We start from the raw sequence: 21,166 nt of genomic DNA, 5'->3' as shown, positions 1-21,166 counted from the left end.
TTTAAAAAAACAAGGAAAACTTATGATTTTGTTACTCTTTTAGTGTTCATTATCAGGAGTTAAAATAACATTTTATTTGCTTTTTGTGTTAATTTTACTATTTTTGCTTATCGATAATCATAATATATGCCAAAATTTTACTCTTCCATTTTATTTTTTTTGGTTTTAACTAATTTTAGCTCCTACAGCCAAAAAAAGACACTTCAGGCAAAATCAATTTCAGAAAGTATAAGTATTGACGGAAAAATAAACGAAGAAGTTTGGAAAACTGCTTCAATTGCAACTGATTTTATAATGTTTGAACCCGATAATGGGAAACCCATAAGTGAGGATAAAAAAACAATTGTAAAAGTACTTTACGACAATACTGCAATATACATAACGGCAATAATGCATGATAATGAGCCCAATAAAATTCAAAAAGAATTAACAAATCGCGACGTATTTGGTGCTTCGGATCATTTTTCAATTTCAATAAATGGATTTAATGACGGGCAACAAGATTTTAGATTTTTTGTAAGTGCATCCGGAGTTCAGATGGATTGTATTGCTAGAGAAGACTATGAAGATTTTTCATGGGATGCTATTTGGGACAGTGAAGTTACTTTAACCGATTATGGTTGGGTTGTAGAAATGAAAATTCCTTATGCAGCTTTACGATTTTCTAAAGCCGCAAAACAAGTATGGGGATTAAATTTTATGCGCGAAATAAAACGTGATTTCCAGAAATATACTTGGAATTATGTTGATACTAAAATTGGTGCTGTAATAAACCAAGCAGGAATTCTTGAAGGAATCGAAAATATAAAAACACCAACAAGACTATTTTTAATTCCATATTCTTCTGTTTATTATCAACAAAACGATATTGGTTCTGGAACCACATTCAAAGCCGGTTTAGATGTAAAATACGGCATAAACGATTCCTTTACACTCGATGCCATTTTAGTGCCCGATTTTGGTCAAACAAAATTTGACAATGCCATTCTTAATCTAGAACCATTTGAGCAAAGGTTTGATGAAAACAGGCCGTTTTTTACAGAAGGAATCGATCTTTTTAGTACTGGTGGACTTTTATACTCCCGAAGAATTGGTGGTTTCCCATCGACTGAACCACAACTTGGCAACGATGAAGAACTCATAAAACTTCCTAGTTCTGTAGATTTGATAAATGCCATAAAAATATCTGGAAGAACTAATAAAGGTTTAGGGATTGGTTTTTTGAATGCAATTACAGAAAAAACATACGCTACAATATTAAATTTAAACACTAATGAAACCAGAAAAGAAGTTATTGAGCCTTTTACAAACTATAATATTTTAGTATTAGATCAACGCTTTAATCAAAACTCCTCTTTCTCCTTTACGAATGCAAATACAATGCGAAAAGGTAATTTTAGAGATGCAAATGCAACGGCATTAGTGCTCGATTTAAACACAAAAAAGAACACCTACAATTTTTATTCAGATTTTAAATACAGTACTGTAAATAATTTAAATAAAGATTACGATGGTTTTAAAGGCACACTTTTATTTGGTAAAACCAGAGGGAAATATCGTTACCAATTTAGTGGAAAATATTTCTCCGAAAATTATGATATAAATGATTTAGGAATTGTATTTCGTAATAATTATCATAACATGAGTGTTTTAACAAGTTATAGAATTGTAAATCCTACAAAATTTTTAAACACCTTTAAAATTGAACAAGATTTTAATTTAGACATTCAAAACACCACCGGAAAAACCCAGCAAGCCCATTTAAGAACATTAATCAAAGGAACCTTATTAAACAATGATTCTTTTGAATTTAATTTAACCATAAATCCTTTAGTTTCATATGATTTCTATGAACCTAGAGAAAATGGTCGATATGTTTATATCCCAAAAAGTATGAGTGGTTACTTCGGTTTTTTAACGGATCAAACCAAAGCATTAAGTTATGGCGCTGAATTTTCGGTTACTAAATTTGACGAGAATGACAGAGTGAATTATCTTTTAAATAGCGAAGTAAAATATCGTTTTAACGATAAATTATCCCTTGCTTACTTAGTGCAATACACGCGCAGAGTTAGTGATAGAGGTTGGGTAGATCAAGACAATACCGGAATTATTTTTGCGGAGCGCAACCGTGAAATTGTTCAACATGATTTCACCGGAAAATACTCCGTAAACAATAAGATGACATTTAATCTTACCGCACGTTATTACTGGTCGTATGCAGACAATCACAGTTTTCTTACGCTACAAAATGATGGCTATTTAACAGAGAACAACCTGTATTCTTTAAACAAAAACAGAAATTTTAATTCTTGGAATTTTGATTTATCTTACTCTTGGTGGATTGCTCAAGGAAGCGAACTATCTGTTTTATACCGTAATTTTGCAATTGATCCTACACGAGAGGTAGAGAAAAATCTTGGAAATAATCTGAAAAATGTTTTTGCGAACAACCTGACCAATATTTTCTCAATTAGTCTCCGGTATTATATAGATTATAATACTGTGAAAAATAAATTCTAGTAAATCTCAATAAAATTTCCTTTTACATTTCTTAAAATAAAATTGAAAATGTCCCGTTTTCAGTTTGTTAGTGGACCGCTACTGTTGTTATTTTTTTGTTAAAAAGTGTAACGTTTTCTTAAAACAATAGTCTATAAACAAAACTTTGTTTTGAATTCGTTTTCATCAATTATCAACAAACCAAATGAGAAAAATACTTTTAATCGTTATTTTGCTTTCTTCATTTTTGGGCTTCAGCCAAAAAAAAATACTTCAAACTAAATTTATTTCTGACAAAATAACAATCGATGGGAAAATGAATGAAACCATCTGGAAATCTGCTTCAGTTGCAACTGATTTTGTAATGTTAGAACCCGATAATGGAAAACCAATTAGTGAAAACAAAAAAACCGAAATAAAAGTTTTATATGATAATGAAGCGCTATACATTGTCGCATTATTATATGATGATGAACCTAATAAAATTTTAAAAGAGATAACACAAAGGGATGATTTTGGTACTGCAGATCAATTCGGAGTTTTTATAAATGGTAATAATGATGGACAACAAGATTTTCGTTTTATAGTATCGGCATCAGATGGACAGTCAGATTGTTTAGCAATAGACCGTAATGGTGAAGATTATTCCTGGGATGCAGTATGGAAAAGTAAAGCTCTAATAACAGATTTTGGGTGGGTTGTTGAAATGAGAATACCGTATGCTGCATTGCGCTTCTCAAGTGAAAGGAAACAAACCTGGGGAATAAATTTTTTTAGAAAAATAGAACGTGATCGTCAAAAATATACTTGGAATTATGTGGACGCAAAGCTAGGAACATTTACACAACAAACCGGAGTTCTTGAAGGAATTGAAAATATAAAAACACCTACCCGACTTTTTTTATTACCTTACTCTTCCTATTATTTAAATGCAAACGCCGCACAAAAAACCTATGGCACAATCAAAGGTGGATTAGATATTAAGTACGGAATCAATGATGCTTTTACACTTGATGTGATCTTAATTCCTGATTTTGGACAAACAAAATATGATAATCAAATTCTAAATTTAGGTCCATTTGAACAACAATTTAATGAAAATAGAGATTTTTTTACCGAAGGAACGGATTTGTTTAGTAAAGGAAGTTTATTGTATTCGCGAAGAATTGGAGGAAACCCATCAAATTATCCCACAAAAGCAGCAAACGAAGAGATATTAGACAATCCATCAAATGTCAATCTTATTAATGCCTTTAAAGTTTCAGGAAGAACAAAAAACGGATTGGGAATTGGAATTCTTAATGCGGTAACCGAAAAAACATCGGCCGTAATTCGAAATACAGATACACAAGAAATCCGTAGAGAAGTAGTTGAACCGCTTGCAAATTATAATGTTTTAGTTCTTGATCAACGTTTTCGTAAAAACTCCTCGTTAACATTAGTAAATACAAATGTAATCCGTGATGGAAACTTCAGAGATGCAAATGTTTCTGCATTATTATGGGATTTGAACACTAAAGAAAACACATTTAATCTTTCGGGTGATTTTAAATACAGTGATGTAAACGATATTATTGATAAAAAAGGAATAGCCACTTCGTTAAATTTTGGTGAAAACTCAGGAAAATATCGTTACTATATTAGCAGTGATTTTGTTTCTAAAAATTATGACAACAACGATTTAGGCATTAACTTTGAAACAAATTATTATAATTTAAGAGGTAATGCAAATTACAGAATACTCAATCCTACGAAACTATTTAATAGTTTTAGAACAAACGTATCTTTTTATAATCAATTTCAAAAAGAAACTGGAAAGTTACAGAAAACAAGAGTTGACTTAAATATTAATGCAAGTAACAAAAAAAATAATTCTTTTGGGTTTGGTGTTAACGCCAATCTATTTGAAACATACGATTACTATGAACCTAGAACAGAAAATAGATTTGTAATTATCCCAGAACGATATAGTTTTTTTGTTTTTTATTCATCAAATTATAATAAAAAATTCGCCCTAGATATTAATCCATTTATTGCAATTGCAAATGAAAAAAACAGAATATTTTATGAAATTGAAATTGGACCGCGTTATAGATTCAATGACAAATTAGCATTAAATTATAATCTTAATTTTTCGAGTGCACACAACAACAAAGGATTTGTAGATAGTATTGATCAGGATTTGAATAGTGTAACTCCAAATACTATAATTTTTTCTAATAGAAATTTAATAACCTACTCCAATTCATTATCGGTAAAATATTCTATAAGCAGCAAAATGAATTTTAATCTTTCATTGCGTCAATATTGGTCTTATGCAGAGAATAAAAACTTTTTATCATTAGAACAAAACGGGAGATTAAAAGAGTATGCAGGTTACACTGAAAACAAAAACTCCAACTTTAATTCTTGGAATGCAGATGTATCGTATACTTGGTGGTTTGCGCCCGGAAGTCAAATTTCAATATTGTACCGTAATGTAGCTGCTAATTTTGAACGAGATATTGACAAAAATTTTGGAAAAAATATAACTAACTTACTCAATAACGATGCTTTAAGTCATATTTTCTCTGTAAGTATAAAATATTTTATTGACTACAACGAATTAAAAAATAAAGCCTAAAACTCCATAATTTAGAAAAATCATTCTACAACAAATACTACCTTATTTGTTATTGTTAACCTATAAATCAATAATAGTCGTTTGGTTTGATTTAAACATTTTTAGAAATACTTTATCTTTGTTTAAAATTCAAACACATGAACAAGAAAGTAATCCTCATGATTCTTGATGGTTGGGGGAAATCTCCAGATCCAAAAGTTTCAGCTATTGATAATGCCAATATCCCTTTTATAAATTCTTTATATAATAGTTATCCTAGCGCTCAACTGCGCACTGATGGTTTAAATGTAGGTTTACCCGAAGGACAAATGGGGAATTCCGAAGTGGGTCACATGAATCTTGGAGCAGGAAGAATTGTCTATCAAGATTTAGCCAAGATAAATTTAGCGGTTCAAAACGACACCTTACGAAATGAACAAGTATTAATTGATGCGTTTCAATATGCTAAAGATAAAAAGGTAAATCTTCATTTGCTTGGTTTAGTTTCGGATGGTGGTGTACATTCTCACACATCCCATTTACGAGGTTTAATTGACACTACACAAGAATTTGGATTGCAAAAAGTTTTTGTTCACGCCTTCACAGATGGTCGTGATGTAGATCCAAAATCAGGGCAAAAATACCTTCAAGATTTAGAAAATTACATTGCAAAAACAACCGTCAAGATTGCCTCAGTCGTTGGACGATATTATGCAATGGACAGAGACAAACGCTGGGAAAGAGTTAAACTGGCTTATGATTTATTAGTCAATGGAAAAGGACAACATTCCAAAAATGTAGTTCAAAGTATAGAGCAAAGTTATCAAAACAATGTTACCGATGAATTTATTAATCCAATAATCGCAGTGGATACTAATGATAAACCATTGGCTACAATTGCAGATAACGACGTTGTAATTTTCTTCAATTTCAGAACTGATAGAGGAAGAGAATTAACCGAAACTCTTTCGCAAAAGGATTTTCATGAGCAAAACATGCACAAACTGAATTTATATTATGTTACACTCACTAATTATGATGAAACGTATCAAAATGTGAAAGTGGTTTACAATAAAGATAATATCACAGAAACCCTTGGTGAAGTAATTGAAAAAGCGGGTAAAACTCAAATCCGTATTGCCGAAACCGAGAAGTATCCTCACGTAACCTTCTTCTTTTCTGGAGGAAGAGAATTGCCTTTCGTTGGTGAAAGCCGCATTCTTAAAAATTCTCCAAAAGTTGCCACTTACGATTTACAACCCGAAATGAGCGCTTTTGAACTTGCCGATGCTTTAATTCCGGAACTCGAAAAAGAGGAAGTCGATTTTGTTTGTTTGAATTTTGCTAATGGCGATATGGTGGGCCACACCGGAATTATGGAAGCCGCAATCAAAGCATGTGAAGCTGTTGATGCTTGTGTAGAAAAAGTAATTACTACCGCATTGAAAAATAATTATACTACGATTGTCATTGCAGATCATGGTAATTGCGAAACGATGATAAACCCCGATGGTTCACCAAATACGGCACACACTACCAATCCAGTTCCAATTATTTTAGTGGACAAAGATTTAAAAACAATACACGATGGTGTTTTGGGCGACCTTGCCCCTACAATTTTAGAATTAATGGGAATCGAAAAACCAGTTGTAATGACCGGAAAGTCGTTGTTGTAAGCAACAATAACATAAAAATATCTTTTAAGAGATTCAGTAACTGAATCTCTTTTTTTTATAAATAAAAGTTAAAATTTCATTATTAATAGTAATACTATTATATTTGCAATAAAAATAATTAATGAACATTCTATAATTTAGAAACATGAAAAAAATAATTGTCCTTTTACTCTTTTTTATTACAACTGTAACAAAATCACAAAATGAATTGGGTTCTTGGAATATTATTAATGTCAACATGAAGATAGACTCAAAAATTAATGTTTTTACAGAAGCACAATTACGAAGTTTATCTTTTTATAATCAGTTTCATTATTATGAATTTAAAGCTGGTGTTTCTTATAAAATTAATCCAAACTTTTCTGTAACATCAGGAATTGGATCTTACAACACCTACAGTGAAGGTGGAGATTTTGAATTACCCATGAAAAACAAAGAAATTCGAAGTTGGTTTCAAATCAATATGAAAAATCCATTACAATTTATAACATTTGAACACCGCTACAGAGCTGAACAGCGATTTACTTCAAACGGATATAGAAATCGTTTCAGATATAGGATTGGAGCAACAATGCCATTAAATGGGAAGAAAATTGTTCCAAAAAGCTTTTATCTATCCGTTTGGGATGAACTTTTCTTTACTGATAAAGAACCTTATTTTGAACGAAACAGACTTTTTGTGGGTGGAGGATATGAGTTTAATAAAAAAATTGCCTTTCAAATGGGATACATCTACCAATTTGATTATAAAATAAATGATGAGTCTGGTCGTGATTTTCTAAATATTGCGCTATTATACAACTTTGATTTAACCAAAAAAGAAGAAAAAGAATTTACTCCTGCCACAACTGATTAATACTACTATGGAAAATTTATTCACCAATATAAAAATTCAAGTCAATAATAAAATTTATGTAAAAGATCCTGAAACCTCAACTTTAGGAAAAAAAATCATAGAACAAAGTATAGTTTTGATTGAAGAAATTGGCTTCGAAGAGTTTACTTTTAAAAAACTTGGAGATTTGATTGGCTCCAATGAAAGTTCAATCTATCGTTATTTTGAAAACAAACACAAACTATTAGTCTATTTATCTTCGTGGTATTGGAGTTGGATGGAATACCGATTGGTTTTTGCAACAAATAACATTTCAAATTCTTTAGAAAAACTAAAAAAAGCAATCACTATTGTTACCGAAAAAATCGAAGATGATCATGCAACAGCACACATCAACGAATCCATTTTAAATAAAATTATTATTGCCGAATTCACCAAAACATTGCATACGAAAGAAGTTGATTCTGAAAACAAAGAAGGGTTTTTTCTTATTTACAAACGAGTGATTAATAGAATTGTAGTGATGATAAATGACGTAAATCCGGATTATCCTTTTGCAAAAAGTTTAGTATCAACTATCGTTGAAGGTGCATTACACCAGCATTTTTTAAGAAATCATTTAAAAACCATAACTAATTGCAACGAAACAATTAGTCCAACTGATTTTTATATCAACTTAGTCGAAAACACTTTACGAAAATAACAATGAACGAAACGCCTTTAAAAAGATTCTTTAACCTTTTACGATTAGACAAAAAAGACATTAGTCAACTGTTTTTCTATGCCATTTTTGCTGGATTAATCAGTTTATCGTTACCGCTAGGAATACAAGCAATTATCAACTTTATCCAATCAGGTAGAATAAGTGCTTCGTGGATTGTATTAGTAATATTAGTAGTAATAGGCGTTGTTTTTGTAGGAATTTTATCTTTGATGCAACTGAGAATTACCGAAAACTTACAGCAAAAAATATTTGTACGTTCTTCTTTTGAATTTGCATATCGATTACCAAAAATAAAATTTGTAGAAATATACAATACCTATCCACCAGAATTAGCCAATCGTTTTTTTGATACTATTTCTATTCAAAAAGGAACATCAAAATTACTTATTGATTTTTCGGCGGCTCTTTTACAAATTGTTTTTGGTATTTTGTTGTTGTCATTATACCACCCATTTTTTATAATTTTCGGGTTGTTTTTGATAATTCTATTGTACATTATTTTCAGGTATTCCTATCGACCTGGGCTTGAAACAAGCCTCAAAGAGTCAAAATACAAATACAAAGTGGCGAGTTGGCTTCAGGAAATGGCTCGAAATAATTTTAGTTTTAAAAAGCCACAAAACTTTGATTATGCACTTCAAAAAAACGATAAATTAGTGAGTGATTATTTAAGTTATCGCGAGAGACACTTTTCTATTATTAAAAGACAGTTTACGCAACTGATTATTTTTAAAGTTATTATAACTGCAAGTTTGTTGTTAATAGGTGGTTTTTTAGTCATTAATCAACAAATGAATATTGGGCAATTTGTTGCATCAGAAATCATTATTCTATTGGTGATCAACTCGGTTGAAAAAATTATATTAGGTTTAGAAACTTTTTATGATGTATTAACCTCAATCGAAAAAATAGGTCAAGTCACTGATATGAATTCAGAATCAGAATCAGATAAAGAATATACTGATTGCTATACCAATATCACTTTAGAAACAGACAACTTGAACTTTAAGTTTCCCGATTCTAATGATGATGTACTTAATTCCATTACTTTAAAAATGGAACAAGGCGAAAAAATATTGTTGAATGGAGAAAATGGCTCAGGAAAAACAACATTAATCCGATTACTATCTGGATTAATACAACCCACTTCGGGTTCCTTTTTTATAAATGATGACACCTTTAATAAAATAGATTTAAAACAATACCGATCCCATATTGCTAGCATAATTCAAGGAGAAACGCCTTTTGAAGGAACAATTCTAGCTAACATTACTTTTAATAATCCAGCAATAACAAATGCTGACTTAAAATGGGCGTTAGATGCAGTGCAACTCACATCGTACATCAAAACATTGCCAAAAGGATTGGATACTCGAATTTTTTCGGAAGGTAAACAATTATCATCGTCTAATGCTCAAAAGATACTTTTAGCAAGAAGTATCATCAATAAACCAAGGCTGTTGTTTTTTGAAGACCCAACTGATAAAATGGATGAAAAAGTAGCCAATGAAATCATTGATTTCATATTGTCAGAAAACAATCAATGGACCGTGCTTGTTTCCTCAAAAAACAAACATTGGAAAACAAAAGCAACCAGAGAGATTACCTTGAGAAATGGAGCGATTTATAATGATATAAAAAAACAAAAGGATGCTTAATTTATCAAAAAACAATCCAATACCACATAGCTTATTAGTCAAATATTCAACGGTAAAAGAGTTGGGAAATAGACCACATTACAAAATTCTTAATAGAATTATTTTAGCGTTTTCAATAATTGGATTATTAGTTCTTTTTCTTCCTTGGACACAAAACATCTCAGGAGCAGGAGCAGTAACTACTTTAAAACCCAATCAACGACCGCAAACTATTCAATCTTTAATATCCGGACGAATAGAAAAATGGTACGTTCAAGAAGGAGATTTTGTTAAGAAAGGAGATACCATTCTTTTTATTTCTGAAATTAAAGAAGATTATTTGGATCCTAATTTGGTAAAAAACACCAAAAACCAAATGGATGCTAAAAAAATGTCTGTACAATCCTATGATGGAAAAGTAAACTCACTATCATCACAAATACAAGCTATTGAAAGTGAGAAGAGATTAAAATTACAACAAGCCCAAAATAAAATTCGACAAGCTTTTTTAAAAATAAAAAGTGATAGCATCGATGTAATTGCTTCTAAAACACAAGTTAAAATTGCGACAACACAATTCAATCGTTCGGTTCAATTAAATAATGAAGGATTAAAACCCTTGACCGATGTTGAAGAAAAAAGATTAAAACTACAAGATGCCGAAGCCAAAATTATCACTCAAGAAAACAAATACCTTACGAGTAAAAATGAAATGATAAATGCACGTGTAGAAATTAATAGAATTTCTGCCGAATACAACGAAAAAGGTTCGAAAGCACAAAGCGATCAATTCACGGCTTTGAGCAATCAATTTGACACCAAAGCACAAGTCAATAAACTCGAAAACCAATACGCAAATTATAGTATTCGAAACGGAATGTATTACATCAAAGCACCACAAGATGGTTATGTAAACCGTGCTTTACAATCTGGAATTGGTGAAAACATTAAAGAAGGAACTTCAATTGTAAGTATCATGCCTTCTGTTTATGATATTGCTGTCGAAACCTACATTGCTCCTATTGATTTACCACTTATCAAAAAAGGAGAAAGAGTTAGAGTTTGGTTTGATGGTTGGCCAACAATCGTTTTCTCGGGTTGGCCCGATATGTCTTATGGAACATTTGGAGGAAAAGTTGTTGCCATTGAAAATTTCATAAGTGATAACGGAAAATACCGAGTGTTGATTGCTCCCGATAAAAATGAAGAAAAATGGCCTAAGCAATTAAGTATTGGCGCTGGAGCACAATCTATTGCCTTATTAAACAATGTCCCAATTTGGTTTGAGTTGTGGCGAAGTCTAAACGGATTTCCTCCTAATTATTATCAACCCAAAAGCAAAACAGTTAAAGAGAAAAAATAATGAAACATTTTATTTTACTTTTCTTATTCATTAGTGCTGAAATTATTGCACAAAACACAATACCAAATGGCAAAGAGCTCACCTATAATGAATATTTAGGTTATGTGAAAAAATTTCATCCCTTGGTAAAAAGTGCCAATCTAAATATCAGTAATGCACAAGCCAACTTGATGATGGCTCGTGGTGGATTTGATCCCAAAATAGAAATCGATTTTGATAAAAAACAATTCAAAGGTTCGGAATATTATTCGATTTTAAACAGCAGTTTCAAAATTCCAACATGGTACGGAATTGAAGTCAAAGCCGGATTTGATAATAGTGAGGGAATTTATTTAAATCCTCAAAACACACAACCAAACCAAGGGTTGACCTCACTTGGAATAACTGTGCCATTGGGACAAGGTATGTTTATTAACCAACGAATGTCTGATTTACGCAAAGCAAAAATCCAAATACAACTCAATGAATCAGAAAGAAAATTGCAAGTAATTGTTGTTCTTTACGATGCATCTGTAGCTTACTTTAATTGGAAAAGAAATTTTAGCGAAGTACAATTGTATGAAGCGTATTTAAAAAATGCCGAAATTAGAATGAAAGGCGTTTCGAGTTTGATTTTAAATGGAGACAAACCAGCTATTGATAGCATTGAAGCCGGAATTATTGTTAGAAATAGAAAATTAAATTTAGAAGATTCCCAATTAAAATTAGCAAAATCCAAACTAGAATTAGCAAATTTTCTTTGGCTCGAAAACAATATACCTTTTGAATTACAAGAGGATATAATTCCTGAAAAAGAATTAGAATCAACTTTAAAAGAATCCTTAAAAATCAATGAATTTTTACAAGAAATTCCAACATTAGAAAATCATCCTAAAATAAATGCACTTCAAAGTAAAATTGGCATTTTAGAGGTAGAACGCAAACTTAAAGCCAATTCTTTATTGCCAAAAATTGATATTGGTTATCATTATTTATCTGAACCAAGCTCTTTTAATGAAACAAATTTTAACGATTACAAAGTTGGTTTAAATTTTTCGTTTCCCCTTTTTTTAAGAAAAGAGCGAGGAAGTTTGCAAGTAGCAAAATTTAAAATTCAAGACACACAATTTGAATTGGATATAGAAAAAGTAGCTTTAAAAAATAAAATCAAAGCGCAACAAACCGAACTCAACTCGTTAGAAAAACAAAAAAAATTAATCGCCAAGTTAGTCATTGACTATGCAACAATGCTAACTTCAGAGGAACGATTGTTCTCCTTTGGCGAAAGCTCTATTTTTTTAATTAATTCCCGTGAGAATAATTTGATTGCTTCACAACTTACCGCAATTCATTTAGAGAATAGATATTTCATTTCCAGTGCCGATTTGTTTAAAGTTATGGCAAATCCAGATTAATTTATTATAAATTGTTACTTTTGCCAACTCAAAATTACCAATTTATGATTATCCAAAAAACAAGGGAACAAATCGAATTAATGCGGGAAAGTGCCTTAATAGTTTCGAAAACCCTAGGCATGATTGCTGCAGAAATAAAAGAAGGTGTTACCACATTATATTTAGACCAACTAGCCGAAGAATTTATACGAGATCATGGTGCAGTTCCAAGTTTTCTTGGATTATATGGTTTTCCAAACTCACTTTGCATGAGTCCAAACTCACAAGTAGTACACGGAATTCCGAACAATATTCCCCTAAAAAGTGGCGATGTCATCTCTGTAGATTGTGGCGCTTTTAAAAACGGTTATCATGGTGATCATGCTTATTCCTTTGAAATTGGTGAAGTCGCACCAGAAATAAAACGGTTGTTGCAAGTTACCAAAGAATCCCTTTACGTTGGAATTAGAGAATTTAAAACAGGAAATCGTGTAGAAGATGTGGGTAATGCCATTCAAAAATATACCGAAAGTCACGGTTATGGTGTAGTTCGAGAATTAGTTGGTCATGGTTTAGGGCAAAAAATGCACGAAGATCCAGAAATGCCAAATTATGGTAAAAAAGGTCGTGGAAAATTATTTGTAGAAGGAATGGTGGTCGCAATTGAACCTATGATTAATATGGGAACCAAAAACATCAAACAACATAAAGACGGTTGGACAATTACTACTGCTGACGGAAAACCAAGTGCACATTTCGAACACGATGTGGCTATTATAGACGGAAAACCAGAAATTTTATCGACTTTTGCTTATGTATATCAAGCATTGGGAATTGTGAGTAACGAGGAAGATGAGTTTAGAAAACAAGCTTTAGTGCTTTAAATATTGATTAGAATTAAAAACTTAAATGACCTTAAATGCCTTATATTGTTTGAAAAATTATTTAACCATATAAGGCATTTAAGGCCATTTAAGAAAATATAAAACCTGTACTCGTTAAATAACTATGAAAAAAGTATTCAAGTTTATCCTCAATACCATTCCGCGTCCGCTTTTAATTCGGTTGAGTTATGTTGTCCGTCCTATTTTAGCTTTAGCCTTAAGTGGTACTAAATTCACCGACCCAATTGACGGAAAAAGTTTTCGCATGTTCTTGCCTTATGGTTATGGAACACAACGAAACAATGTATTATCACCCAGTACTTTATCTCTTGAAAGACATCGATTGTTGTGGTTGTATTTGAATAATGAAACTAATTTTTTTAAGTCAGCCGAAAAGAAAAAAGTCTTGCACTTTGCACCAGAGCAAGCTTTTTACAAACTCTTTAGAAATCAAAAAAACCTCAATTATACCACGACTGATTTGTTTTCTCCTCTTGCAGATGTAAAAGCAGATATTTGCAATTTACCTTTTGAAGACAATCAATACGATGTAATACTTTGCAACCATGTTTTAGAACACATTCCAGATGATACCAAAGCGATGCAGGAATTGTACAGAGTTTTAAAACCCGGTGGAATGGCAATTCTACAAATACCACAAGATTTATCTCGAGCTACAACTTTTGCTGATGACTCTATAACGGATCAAAAAGAGCGCGCCAAAATTTTTGGACAATACGATCACGTTCGGATTTATGGTCGTGATTATTTTGAAAAATTACGAAGCATAGGTTTTAAAGTTATCGAAGAAGATTACACCCATAAAATCTCTCCAGAATTAGTAGAGAAATATTGTTTAGCAAAAGGAGAAATTATCCCAGTTTGTTTTAAATAATAATTTTACATTCATAAAAAAAACCTGCTATTAGCAGGTTTTTTTAATTAAAAACAGTGTTTCTCTATTTTGTTTCAGGCATTAGCATTGCGATTACTTTATCTTTTGTGAGATATTTTTTGGCAACATCTTGAATGTCTTTTGCAGTGATTGAATTTATTTTTTCTTCGGTTTGAAGTACATCCGATGGATTTGTAGCATTTGTAAAAGATTTAGTAAAATTACTCAACCAAAATCTGTTTTCTTTGCTATTCTTTTTAAAATCAAGCAATTCGCCTTCTTTAAATTTAACCACATCTTTTGCTTCTGGTCCGTTGTCAATAATTTTTTGCAACTCTTTTAATGCTGAAGCTATCAATTTTTCGGAATTTTCTGGTCCACAAGGAAACCCAATATTGAAATTATACGAACCATAAGGTACTTTATTCATGCTTCCTCTTGCACTAACTCCATAAACGCCGCTTTCATTTTCTCTTAACTCTTCAATTAATTTAATCGTTAAGACTTCGCCTAATGCTTGCATGGTTGCAGCTTCTTTTGCAGTATAAACCGCTTCGCCGTAAAACATTATTGACACCGTACTTTTAGGATCAGTTCCTTTATTTATAACTTTTTTCAGATCTCCTTTTATCAGTCTATATCCTAAATCGGTTGCTTTTTCTTTTTTATCTGACGCAGGTAATGAAGCTAAATATTTTACCGAAAATTCTTCGATTACTTTTTCATCTACATTTCCAACAAAATAAAATTCAAAATCTCCAGCATTTGCAAATCGCTCTTTGTATTTGTTATAGGCTAATGTGTAATCGGTTTCTCCCCATGTTTTTTCGGTAGGAATCAACCCATTAAATCTTGGATTCTCTTTACTTAAATACGCTTGTAATTCTTGTTGAAAATAAAATGCAGGTGTTGATGACATGTTATTATAAACAGCAGACATTTTTTGTTTAAAACCTTCAAAAGCTGCAGGATCTAAATTTAAATCCGTGAAATAAGCATACACCATTTGAAATAAATATTCTAAATCTTTAGGTGTTGCATTTCCTCTAAAACCCTCGGTAGTGTTATTGATATACAGGTTTAGATTTGCAATTTTGCCAGCCATAAACTTATTGATATCATTCAATTTCAAACCAGAAAAACCTGCTTCGGCAAGTGCTCCATTTGCAAATTGTACTTTTTTAATATCCGTATTCGAATACAGGTTTGTTCCACCAAAACTGATGGCCTCCATTATTACTTCATCATTTTTGAAATCTGTTTTCTTAAAGGTTACTTTTGCTCCGTTAGACAAAAACAAAGTAGTTGACCCGATTTTAGAATCGGATTCTTTCTTTAAAATTGAACCAGCCTTTACTTCGTTTCTTAACAAACTAGCAGCTATTTTTGAATCTTGATAAGGTGTAATTTCGTCTGAATTTACTTTTAAAGCATTTAAAACTTCTTGCTCTGTTACTTTTTTCAATCCTTCTTTTTCAGGCGAAGTGATGATTACAACTCTATTATCCTCTTTTACATATCCTTTTATAAAGTCATTTGTTTCTTTCAATTCAATTGTTGGAAGTAATTTTTTTACCATTTCAAACTCCCATTCAATTCCAGCAACTGGTGTGTTTTCTAAAAAATTAGATTGGAATGCTTGAACAAATCGATCGGATTCGGTTTTATCTTTATCCTTAAAAGCACTTTCATATTGTGCACTATATTCGGATTTTGCTCTATCTAATTCACTTTGGGTAAACCCAAATTTTTTAGCTCTTTCGTTCTCTGTTACTAATACTTTTAGGGCTGAAAGTTGCTTATCCTCTTGAACCATTGCAAAGGATTGATACGCTTCTTTTGACCTTGCATAGGTTCCGCTATGAAAGGAGAAGCCATAAGTAAATGGAGGAGTTGCTGAATTTGTTAATTCATTTAATCTATTATTGAGCATTGTGGTAAACAATCCTTCAACTAGATCTTTTTTATAATCTCCAATGGTAACCGTTGGTTTTGGCAAATCATAATCTTTATACAACAATTGAATTTGTGTTCCTGAGGCTTCTTTATCACTCTCTACAGCGACAAAAGTTTCTGCATGATTAGGCACTTGGTATATTGTGCGTGGTTTTGGTTTTTTTGGATTTTTATATTTTCCAAAATGGGTGATTATTTTTTGCTCCATTTCGGCAACATCAACATTACCTACTACAATTACACTCATTAAATTAGGACGATACCAATCCTTGTAGAAACTTATTAATTTATCGTATTTGAAATTTTGTAGAATTTCTTTTGTACCTATCGGAAGTCTATCTGCATAATGTGATTTGTACATCATTTTTGGCATATACTTATCCAACATTCGCTTGTCAGCACCAAGTCCTATGCGGTATTCTTCGAGAACTACACCTCGTTCTTTATCTATTTCTTCGGGAGTTAAATTGGCATTAAAAGCCCAATCTTCGATGATATTAAATCCGTTTTCAATTTTCTCTGGGCTATCAATTGGAATGGGTAGAAAATAAACGGTCTCGTCAAAACTGGTATAGGCATTGAGATGTTGTCCAAATTTCACTCCAATACTTTGCAAATAATCAACAAGTTTATTTTTAGGAAAACGTTTTGTTCCATTAAAATTCATATGCTCCATAAAGTGAGCTAATCCTAGTTGTTCGTCACTTTCAAGAATTGAACCTGCATTTACTACTAGCCTCAAAGTAACTTTACTTTCAGGTTTGGCATTTTTCTTGATGTAATACGTTAAACCGTTTTTAAGTTTTCCGGTTTTTACATTTGGATCAAAAGGAAGGTTTTTTGAATAGTCAATTTCTTGTGCAAAAATCGTTGTCGAAAAGAATAATAATCCAAAAGTTAATCTAATAAGTTGTTTCATAAGGTTAAATTTATATTTTTGATAAAGTTATGTATTTAACTAGTAATTTGCGTTTTTATTATACATAAATTAACAGAAATTACGCACATTTAATTTATGCGACCTAAAATAATATTTTTCGAATTACAAAAGTTAATTAATACATTTAACGGTTTTTTGACCCGAACTATAAGTACTCCAAAAATGAAAAAATATTTAATTACTCTACTACTAACTGCTCAATTCTGTTTTTCTCAAGTAGAAAATGAAATAGTGCCTCCTTTCAATATTAAAACCATTTCATTTGTACAAAACAATCAAAATCAAATTCCAATTTTCAAATTAGGAGAGGGTTTTCAGTTGCAATTTGATGATTTGTTTGGCAACGAAGCTGATTATTATTATGAAATTATTCATTGTGATTACAACTGGATTCCATCTGCAATACCAAAAAACGAATATTTAAAAGGATTTGACAATCAAAGAATTATTGACTACAGTAACTCGTTTAACACCTTACAAATCTATTCTCATTACAAATTAGCTATTCCAAATCAATTTACTCAACTGCGCATTAGCGGTAATTATATTTTAAAAATATTAGACAAGGATAAAGAAGTGCTTTTCTCTAGAAAATTTATTCTTTACGAAGAACTAGTTACCGTGCCAATTCAAATAAAGCGGGCGAGAACAGTAAGCAATTTAGAGTATAAACACAATTTAGAATTTGCAATTAGATCAACCGCTATCACTTTTCAAAATCCTTTAAAAAACGTTAAAGTAGTTTTGTTACAAAACGGACAATTTAATAATGCCATTACAAACATTGTCCCACAATACACCATTGCCAATGATTTAATATACAAGTATGATACTGAAACCCAGTTTTGGGCAGGAAATGAATTTTTATATTTTGATAATAATGATGTACGAGTTTCAAATAATAATGTATCTAGAGTAGATTCTGGCAAAGATATTTACAGCGCTCATTTATTCACAAATGCTGCCAGAACTAATTTTCCTTATTCGTTTACACAAGACATCAATGGTAATTTTATTGTTCGTAATATTAATGCAAGCAACAACGAGATTGAAGCCGATTATACCTGGATCTATTTTAGTCTTTCGGCTCCAACATTTAGATCAAAAAAATCTATTTACATCACTGGCATGTTTAATAATTACCAACTTTCGCCAGAAAATAAATTAGATTATAATGAACAAACTCGCCTTTTTGAAAAAGCAATCTTATTAAAACAAGGCTTTACAAATTATCAATTTCAAGTTTCAGATGATAAAGGAACACTTGATCACGAAAACGCAATCGACGGCAATTTTTATCAAACAGAAAATGACTATTCCATTTTAGTCTACTACCGAGAAAACAATTACCGATACGACCGTGTGATTGGTAAAGGAAATGCAAATTCAATAAATACTATAAACTAAAAAAAGAGTTAAAAAAAGTTAAAACAAAAGCTAAATTTTGTAATTTTGCAATTATTAAACTCATATTTAGACTATTAATATGGTTTCACAAATAACAAGAGGGATAAAAATTTCGGTTTTAACTAGTTTTGAAGGTACTTATTTCAAAAACTATAGAATTCATTTTGCCTTTAGTTATCTAATCACAATCGAAAACCACAGCAAAGATTCCGTACAATTAATTTCGCGTCATTGGGAAATTTTTGATTCCCTTAACGATTTAGAAACAGTTGATGGCGAAGGAGTTATTGGCAAAAAACCCGTTTTAAAACCCGGCGAACAACATACTTATAATTCCGGCTGCTTACTGTCTTCCCCATACGGTGCAATGAAAGGCTACTTTAATCTAGTGAATTTTACAACCACTCGAAACTTCAAAGTTATTGTTCCCAACTTTAGATTGTGTGCGCCTTTTGCTTTGAATTAGGAGCAATTTCCAGCTGTTCATTACAACTCCTCGCTCAAAAAGCTTTTTTTCTAATACAATTTCAGGAGCTTCCGCTGGTCGCTCTGCAATTGTATGAAAAAATAACTTTTTTCACTGTGGGGTTTTCATTTCCATCTAGGCTAAAACCACACAACAACCATCTTTTTTTACAGCATTAATTAACTATTATTCAAACAAACCTTTGTACTTTTGTGAAAATTATTTAATTAAACTATTATGTTAAAAGGATTTTTCAATGCCCCAAAAGCCGTAAACGAACCCGTAAAATCGTACGCGCCCAATTCACCCGAAAAAGCTTCCGTGCTTGCCGCTTACAAACAAATGTGGAATTCAAAAATCGATGTGCCACTATACATTGGAAGCGAAGAAATTAAAACTGGAAATACTAAAAATATGACCGCGCCACACGACCATCAACATGTCGTAGGAACGTATCATCTAGCCGAAAAAACACATGTAGAAAGTGCCATTGCCAACGCTTTAGAATCAAGAACCGCATGGGCAAACATGGCATGGGAACAACGTGCAGCGATTTTCCTAAAAGCTGCAGAACTCATTGCTGGTCCATTTAGAGCACGAATAAATGCCGCAACAATGATCGCGCAATCCAAAAATATCCACCAAGCCGAAATTGACGCTTCGTGTGAACTCATCGATTTTTTACGCTTCAACGTGGAATTTATGACTCAAATTTATGCAGACCAACCGGCATCAACTTCGGATATGTGGAACCGTTTAGAATACCGTCCGCTCGAAGGATTTGTTTATGCTATTACACCATTTAACTTTACAGCTATTGCTGCAAATCTTCCAGCAAGTGCTGCCATGATGGGAAATGTCGTGATTTGGAAACCAAGTGATAGCCAAGTTTTTTCGGCTAAAATTATTATCGATATTTTCAAAGAAGCAGGCGTTCCTGATGGTGTTATCAACGTGGTTTTTGGCGATGCTTTGATGATTACTGATACTGTTCTGGCAAGTCGCGATTTTGCTGGAATTCATTTTACAGGTTCTACTCATGTATTCAAAGACATTTGGGCAAAAATTGGAACCAACATTCACCACTACAAAACATATCCAAGAATTGTAGGCGAAACGGGTGGAAAAGATTTTATAATTGCACATCCAAGTGCTAATCCAAAACAAGTTGCCACAGGAATTGTTCGTGGCGCTTTTGAATTTCAAGGTCAAAAATGCTCTGCAGCTTCCAGATCTTATGTTCCTAGAAGCCTTTGGAATGAAATAAAAGAACAACTAATCACGGATGTAAAATCAATGAAAATGGGTTCGCCGGAAGATTTCGGCAACTTTATTACAGCAGTTATTCATGAAGGTTCGTTTGATAAATTGGCGAGTTTTATAGATCAAGCCAAAAAAGATTCGGATGCCGAAATCATCGTGGGCGGAAACTACGATAAATCTGTTGGATATTTTATAGAACCAACAATAATCGTAACAACAAACCCACATTACACAACAATGTCTACCGAATTATTTGGACCAGTTATGACGATTTTCGTTTACGAAGATGACAATTGGGAAGCAACTTTAGAGTTAGTTGACACGACTTCGGAATATGCATTAACTGGAGCCGTTTTTAGCACGGATCGTTATGCGATTGAACAAGCGACAACTAAATTACAAAACGCAGCTGGAAACTTTTACATCAACGACAAACCAACAGGAGCAGTTGTAGGAATGCAACCTTTTGGAGGTGCGAGAGCATCTGGAACCAATGACAAAGCGGGTTCACCATTGAACTTATTGCGTTGGGCTTCACCAAGAACTATTAAAGAAACGTTTGTAACTCCAGTCGATTATAGATATCCGTTTTTAGGAGAATAATGTCATTGCGAGGAGTTGCGAGGTACGTGGCAAAGCAATT

At 32.1% G+C, this 21,166-nt stretch carries 14 protein-coding genes; 13 read left to right on the top strand and 1 reads right to left on the bottom strand.

The genetic code is table 11. From position 1 onward, the window contains the following. Nucleotides 1–126: 126 nt before the first annotated feature. From RMO53_RS11280 to RMO53_RS11235, 10 genes are all read left to right on the top strand, one after another. A complete protein-coding gene (locus RMO53_RS11280; protein WP_310380679.1) occupies nucleotides 127–2,523 on the top strand; it encodes a DUF5916 domain-containing protein in 2,397 nt (798 codons plus the stop codon). Between the two features lie 184 nt (nucleotides 2,524–2,707). Further along, nucleotides 2,708–5,125 (top strand): DUF5916 domain-containing protein, encoded by a 2,418-nt coding sequence (locus RMO53_RS11275; protein WP_310380675.1) that lies wholly within the window; start codon nucleotides 2,708–2,710, stop codon nucleotides 5,123–5,125. A 137-nt stretch (nucleotides 5,126–5,262) separates the two neighbouring features. Then, nucleotides 5,263–6,780, top strand: coding sequence for a 2,3-bisphosphoglycerate-independent phosphoglycerate mutase (gene gpmI, locus RMO53_RS11270; protein WP_310380673.1), 1,518 nt, complete (start codon nucleotides 5,263–5,265; stop codon nucleotides 6,778–6,780). Nucleotides 6,781–6,925: 145 nt separating this feature from the next. After that, the gene (locus tag RMO53_RS11265; protein ID WP_310380670.1) at nucleotides 6,926–7,636 is read left to right on the top strand and encodes a DUF2490 domain-containing protein; all 711 of its coding nucleotides are present in this window, start codon (nucleotides 6,926–6,928) and stop codon (nucleotides 7,634–7,636) included. Nucleotides 7,637–7,643: 7 nt separating this feature from the next. Continuing rightward, on the top strand, nucleotides 7,644–8,318 hold the full coding sequence (locus RMO53_RS11260; protein WP_310380666.1) for a TetR/AcrR family transcriptional regulator: 675 nt from the start codon (nucleotides 7,644–7,646) through the stop codon (nucleotides 8,316–8,318). Nucleotides 8,319–8,320: 2 nt separating this feature from the next. Next, a complete protein-coding gene (locus RMO53_RS11255; protein ID WP_310380663.1) occupies nucleotides 8,321–9,997 on the top strand; it encodes an ATP-binding cassette domain-containing protein in 1,677 nt (558 codons plus the stop codon). After that, the gene (locus RMO53_RS11250) at nucleotides 9,990–11,339 is read left to right on the top strand and encodes a biotin/lipoyl-binding protein (protein ID WP_310380661.1); all 1,350 of its coding nucleotides are present in this window, start codon (nucleotides 9,990–9,992) and stop codon (nucleotides 11,337–11,339) included. Before RMO53_RS11255 ends, RMO53_RS11250 begins: the two co-directional genes overlap by 8 nt. Beyond that, nucleotides 11,339–12,733, top strand: a complete 1,395-nt coding sequence (locus tag RMO53_RS11245; RefSeq protein WP_310380658.1) for a TolC family protein — start codon at nucleotides 11,339–11,341, stop codon at nucleotides 12,731–12,733. The genes RMO53_RS11250 and RMO53_RS11245 overlap by 1 nt, the downstream gene beginning before the upstream one ends. Nucleotides 12,734–12,777: 44 nt before the next feature. Next, a complete protein-coding gene (map, locus tag RMO53_RS11240; protein WP_310380655.1) occupies nucleotides 12,778–13,596 on the top strand; it encodes a type I methionyl aminopeptidase in 819 nt (272 codons plus the stop codon). A 124-nt stretch (nucleotides 13,597–13,720) separates the two neighbouring features. Next, complete coding sequence (locus RMO53_RS11235) at nucleotides 13,721–14,491, top strand: methyltransferase domain-containing protein (RefSeq protein WP_310380651.1); 771 nt, start codon at nucleotides 13,721–13,723, stop codon at nucleotides 14,489–14,491. Between the two features lie 64 nt (nucleotides 14,492–14,555). Here the strand turns inward: RMO53_RS11235 and RMO53_RS11230 are convergent, their stop codons facing one another. After that, nucleotides 14,556–17,366, bottom strand: coding sequence for an insulinase family protein (locus RMO53_RS11230; RefSeq protein ID WP_310380649.1), 2,811 nt, complete (start codon nucleotides 17,364–17,366; stop codon nucleotides 14,556–14,558). A gap of 183 nt (nucleotides 17,367–17,549) precedes the next feature. On the opposite strand from RMO53_RS11230, the gene RMO53_RS11225 reads away from it, so the two are divergent. The 3 genes from RMO53_RS11225 to pruA all read left to right on the top strand — a co-directional run bounded on the left by RMO53_RS11225 (nucleotide 17,550) and on the right by pruA (nucleotide 21,126). Further along, nucleotides 17,550–18,794, top strand: coding sequence for a DUF5103 domain-containing protein (locus tag RMO53_RS11225; protein ID WP_310380646.1), 1,245 nt, complete (start codon nucleotides 17,550–17,552; stop codon nucleotides 18,792–18,794). 79 nt (nucleotides 18,795–18,873) lie between these two features. Further along, on the top strand, nucleotides 18,874–19,260 hold the full coding sequence (apaG, locus tag RMO53_RS11220; protein WP_310380644.1) for a Co2+/Mg2+ efflux protein ApaG: 387 nt from the start codon (nucleotides 18,874–18,876) through the stop codon (nucleotides 19,258–19,260). A gap of 237 nt (nucleotides 19,261–19,497) precedes the next feature. After that, complete coding sequence (gene pruA, locus RMO53_RS11215) at nucleotides 19,498–21,126, top strand: L-glutamate gamma-semialdehyde dehydrogenase (RefSeq protein ID WP_310380642.1); 1,629 nt, start codon at nucleotides 19,498–19,500, stop codon at nucleotides 21,124–21,126. Nucleotides 21,127–21,166 lie beyond the last annotated feature (40 nt).

Origin of the sequence: Flavobacterium sp. (genome assembly GCF_031409475.1) — a bacterium.
GTDB lineage: Bacteria > Bacteroidota > Bacteroidia > Flavobacteriales > Flavobacteriaceae > Flavobacterium.
Note: the sequence above shows the minus strand (reverse complement) of the source record. Positions and strands in the feature narration are given on the sequence as shown.